This is a genomic window from Nostoc sp. CHAB 5715 (genome assembly GCF_020829685.1).
Taxonomy (GTDB): Bacteria; Cyanobacteriota; Cyanobacteriia; order Cyanobacteriales; family Nostocaceae; genus Nostoc.
Window position 1 is genome coordinate 1 of sequence record NZ_JAIVFR010000524.1, and the last position, 5,295, is coordinate 5,295.

At 44.2% G+C, this 5,295-nt stretch carries 2 protein-coding genes; both read left to right on the top strand.

All coding sequences use genetic code 11. From position 1 onward, the window contains the following. Positions 1-683: 683 nt before the first annotated feature. The gene (locus tag LC574_RS25030; RefSeq protein WP_229456250.1) at positions 684-2,558 is read left to right on the top strand and encodes an N-acetylmuramoyl-L-alanine amidase; all 1,875 of its coding nucleotides are present in this window, start codon (positions 684-686) and stop codon (positions 2,556-2,558) included. Between the two features lie 632 nt (positions 2,559-3,190). Next, positions 3,191-5,110 carry an N-acetylmuramoyl-L-alanine amidase gene (locus LC574_RS25035; RefSeq protein WP_229456249.1) on the top strand — a complete coding sequence of 640 codons (1,920 nt, stop codon included), beginning with the start codon at positions 3,191-3,193 and terminating at the stop codon, positions 5,108-5,110. The last annotated feature ends 185 nt before the right edge of the window (positions 5,111-5,295 follow it).

Here is a 5,295-nt window from a genome sequence, read left to right on the forward strand (position 1 = left end):
AAAAAGGCTTAACGTTCGAGCAAAAAGGCTTAATGTTCGAGCAAAAAGGCTTAATGTTCAAACAAAAAGGCTCAACCTTCAAGCAAAAACTCCCTCATCCCCCTCATCCCCAATTATGCAGTGGAAACTTCTCTCCCTAAATTTCCGTCCCGTCTGATTGTAGAATAATCGTCTGTTTATAATTTCTACCAGCATTCGGAATGTTATTTATTTCCAGTCTCCCTTGGCTTGTGAGCCTTTATTTGAAAATTTTCCAGGTAATTAGGGAGTAACATTCATAAATTTTGCTAGATCCTCTCAAAGGAATGGGAATTATCTATTTAGTACATTGATGGCGAAAAACAAAAAACAGTTATTAGTTTTCTAGCTTCTTTGGGAGCCAGAAAACTACCTCTAAAGGTGAAAATTTTCACATGTGGATTTAGACCCAATATGAAACCTGATAACTGATTTAAGCGCGTTTTTATACCAGCTTAAAAAATCAAAAAAGGCATCAGAGGTCAAGTTTAAGTGGTGACGGTGTGATGATTTACCAATGAGTTGAGATATTGACCAGAAATAAACAAGGTACAGAGCAAATAAATTTATTTATGGGATTCAAAATTTTTGACTTTTGACTTTTGACTTTTGACTTCCCCGAAGGGGCTGACGGCTCCCATGAACGTGAATTAGGAGAAAGGACTGTGAAATTACACTGGTTACTACCCAGCACTATTGGAACTATCTTCATGCTATCGTCGTCGGTAATGGCTGCGAGACTTGAATCTTGGCGCTTTGATGCCAATCAAAACAGGCTGGAAATTAATACTGTGGGAGCAGTTCAACCCCAGGCACAACTAATTTTCAACCCGACTCGGCTGGTAATTGATTTGCCAGGAACTACATTTGGGCGTCCGCAGCTAACCCAACAGGTGGGCGGTGGAATTCGGTCGATCCGGGTTGGGCAGTTTGATACAGAAACAACCCGGATAGTTGTCGAACTGAATCCTGGCTATACTTTAGACCCCAAACGAGTGCAATTTGTAGGTACAACTGGCGATCGCTGGACGGTGCAATTACCTAGACCAGAAGTCGATAGAGTAGCCTCTTCTCCCAGAAGTGCTTACACTGTTGTTACCCCAGACTCTGAGCCTCAACCTGGTATTTCAAGGGTTGCCACTACTAGACGAGAGGCGACTCAAATTGAGAGCTTACAAGTAACAGGCGATGGGTTGTTCATTCGCACCAGTGGTGGTAATCCTCCGATTCGGGTAATTCGGAGCCGCGATCGCGCTACCATCTTTATGGATATCTCTGAGGCATCTTTATCACCACGTCTAGCGCAACAGAATAATATCCCTGTTAACAAACATGGTGTTAGCCGCGTCGAATTCACCCAACTACAAACCCAACCTCCTAGCGTTCGCCTGACTTTGCGGGTAGATAAAAATAGCCCCGACTGGCAAGCAACTAATAGTAACGACGGTGGTTTAGTAGTTCTTCCTAGTCGCGTTGTCAGATTGCTTGAAAATAATAATTCTGACAATCAGCCACAACCACCCTCCTTAACTACCAGATTATCTGCCAACAACTCGCCAGCTACAATTGAGTCTGTGCAACTGGCTGATAATGGCAGACAACTGCTAATTAGAGGCGACCAAACTTTATCTGCCACGGGAACCTGGGATAGATCCTCTGGTCTGTTCCGCATTACAATTACCAATGCCAAGTTAGCTAAGAGAGTTACAGGCCCGACTTTTGCTGCCAATAGCCCTATTCTCCGGGTACGCCTGCAACTGCAAGAACCCAACACAGTCGTTGTTTTAGTTCAACCAGCAGCCGGAGTGCAACTTGGGCAACCCCAACAAATCGGCGACCAGCTTTTGTTACCAATACAATCTTCTCGGCGAGTTGTCGCACTCCCTGGAAGACCCCCCTTTGCTTTACCTGGGCTACCACCGCCAAACCGGGGGCCATTCCCAGACCCAAACAATCCCAATCCCCAGCCCCTAACACAACCACAGCGCCCATTTACCAATGGACGAGTAGTAGTCCTGATTGACCCAGGACATGGCGGTAAAGACCCTGGAGCAGTAGGTCTTGGGGGACTACGCGAAAAGGATATTATTTTGCCTATTAGCAAAAGAATAGCTCAGGTTTTGCAGCAAAATGGCGTACAAGTCGTGATGACGCGAGATTCTGACTATTTCGTTACCCTTCCGGGACGGGTGCAATTAGCAGAGCGAGCGAATGCTGATGTCTTTGTTAGCATTCATGCTAATGCAGTTGGGCCAGGTCGTTCGGATGTCAGTGGCTTAGAAACCTATTATTACGGCAGTGGTTTGGGTCTAGCTCGCACTGTCCATAACAGTATTCTCCAAAGTGTAAATGTCAGAGATAGGGGAGTGCGGCGAGCCAGATTTTATGTCCTCAGAAAAAGTTCTATGCCTTCTATTCTCGTAGAAACAGGTTATTTGACTGGTCGAGATGATAACCCTAAACTCAGAACCTCAGCTTACCAAAATCAAATGGCAGATGCGATCGCTCGTGGCGTTCTTCAGTATTTAAAGAGAAGATAAGTGATTTAGTCGAAATTATTGAGTAAATACATCTAATCTTTACCATTTTTATCCAATTTAGTAGTAAACAATTTAAGTATTTTTGCGGCGGGATAGGAGTCAATACGGTTATTTCACGCCACAAGGGGTGTTAATGTATCAAAGCGTTATACCAATTCTGTATGAAGATGCACATAATAAGACCCCCCTGTAGTCCCCTTACAAAGGTAGGTATTTTGTATTTGGTCATTTTTTGACCATTTCAGCCGATGCTTAAATCCTGAAACGACCAAACTAGGTTAAATACTTGAGAATTTTCTCAACTATTTTTGAGATTCCAAAAAACCTACCCTTGAAAGCCTGTAGTCCCCCCGATGCTTTGGGGGGACGGCGTAGCCGGGGGGTAAATATATGCAGCTTTACAAAGAAACGGTATTAGTCCGCCATGAACCAAAAATCAAAAATCTAAAATTGACAGTCAAATTTATATAAGCTCATAGCATGGCAAAATCAGAGGAGCGTGCTATATTTTACGCCATTAGCTGTGTCTTAATAACAGCGCAAAACTCAAGTGTGCGCGGTGACGGTGTGAGGATTTGCCAATATGTTGAGATATTGACGGCTCCCATGAACGTGAATCAGGAGAAAGAACTGTGAAATTACACTGGTTACTATCCAGTACTATTGGAACTATCTTCATGCTGTCGTCGCCAGTAATGGCCGCGAGACTCGAATCTTGGCGTTTTGATACCAACCAAAATCGTCTGGAAATTAATACTTTGGGGAATGTTCAACCCCAAGCACAATTAATTTTTAACCCGACTCGTTTGGTAATTGATTTGCCAGGAACCACATTTGGACGTCCGCAGTTAACCCAACAGGTGGGCGGTGCAATTCGTTCTATCCGTGTTGGGCAGTTTGACGAACAAACAACACGCATAGTCGTGGAATTGACTCCTGGTTATAGTTTAGACCCCAAGGGAGTACAATTTGTTAGCACAACTGGCGAATCCCCTGCGGGGACACTTCGTGAACGCTGGACAGTACAATTACCTACGCCAGTATCTGAAAATGTACCCTCAAATACTGGGGGACAACAAGAACAAGCTATAGCCACAGAGACTTCACCGAGAACATCTCCACCAGTGTTCTCACAAAGAAATATTTACAACGTGGTGACAGCAAACCCTGTCAATCCGCCTAAAAACGGAATGCTTGCCGCCAGAGTTACTCAAATTGAGAACTTACAAGTCACAGGCGATGGTTTTTTCATCCGCACCAATGGTGGTAATCCTCAGATTCAAGTAAATCGTAGCAACGATCAAAGGGCAGTTAACATCGATATTACTGGCGCTATTTTATCACCAAATCTAGAGCAGCGCGATTTGCCGATTAATCGCTATGGTGTCAGCCGCATTAAGTTCAGCCAACTACAAACAAGCCCATCTGTTGTTCGCATAACTTTACAGGTGGACGAAAATAGTCAAAATTGGCGAACAACAACTAGCAGTGTTAGCGGTTTTGTGCTTCTCCCCAGTCGTGGCGTTGCCCAGTTGCCTGGAGGTAATAGTCCAAGCCCAATACCATCTATTAACACTCCACTTGCTACCATTGAGTCTGTGCAATTGGCTGGTAATGGCACACAACTGCTGATTAGAGGCGACCAAGCTTTATCTGCTACAGGAGGCTGGGATAGAACTTCTGGTTTGTTCCGTATCACTATCAACAATGCTCGGTTAGCTCCCAAGGTTACAGGCCCGACTTTTAATGCTAATACTCCTATTCTCCGAGTCCGCCTGCAACCACAAGAATTCAATACTGTCGTCGTTTTAGTTCAACCAGCAGCCGGAGTACAAATTGGGGAACTCAATCAGGTTGGTGACCAGCTTTTGGCTTTAGAATTACAACGCTCTAGTAGCGTCACACCTCCTATTGCTTTACCTCCTCTGCCATCGCCAGACCTAAGTCAATTCCCAAACCCCACAGATAATCCCCGTCCTATCTCCCAGCCACAGCCGCGCCCCTCAGTTCCCAGAGGGAAATTACTAGTTGTGATTGACCCAGGACATGGTGGAAAAGACTCAGGTGCTCCAGGTCTAGGCGGACTTTTAGAAAAGGACGTAATACTGCCTATTGGTAAAAAGGTAGCAGCAATTTTAGAGCAAAATGGTGTACAGGCGGTACTCACACGGGATGCTGACTTTTTCGTAGAACTTCAGGGACGGGTAGAAATTGCCAAGCGAGTTAATGCGACTGCGTTTGTCAGCATTCACGCTAATTCGGTTGATAATCGCCCTGATGTTAATGGGTTAGAAGTATATTATTATGATAGCGGTTATGCTCTGGCTGAAGTAGTTCGCAATACCATCCTCCAGAACATCGGTACAATCAAAGACCGGGGAACCCGCAAAGCCAGATTTTACGTCCTCAGGAAAAGCTCTATGCCCTCGATTTTAGTAGAAACAGGTTATATGACTGGTCGAGAAGACAATCCTAGATTAGGAACACCAGAGTATCAAAATCAGATGGCAGAAGCGATCGCTCAAGGCATCTTAAAATACTTACAACGTTAATATAGTACAAATTACTAATTAAAAGGTGGTATTTAGACTTTTTTAGCATCCAGAATTTAGTGGTCAATTTGGAGATTGTCTGCTAAATTCTCTATTTTAAATCCCAAAACCTAAATTTATATCTGCCTGTGTATTCATCTTCGATCTTTGAAGCGAATCTTGACGATTTTTCCGAGCAAGAACCC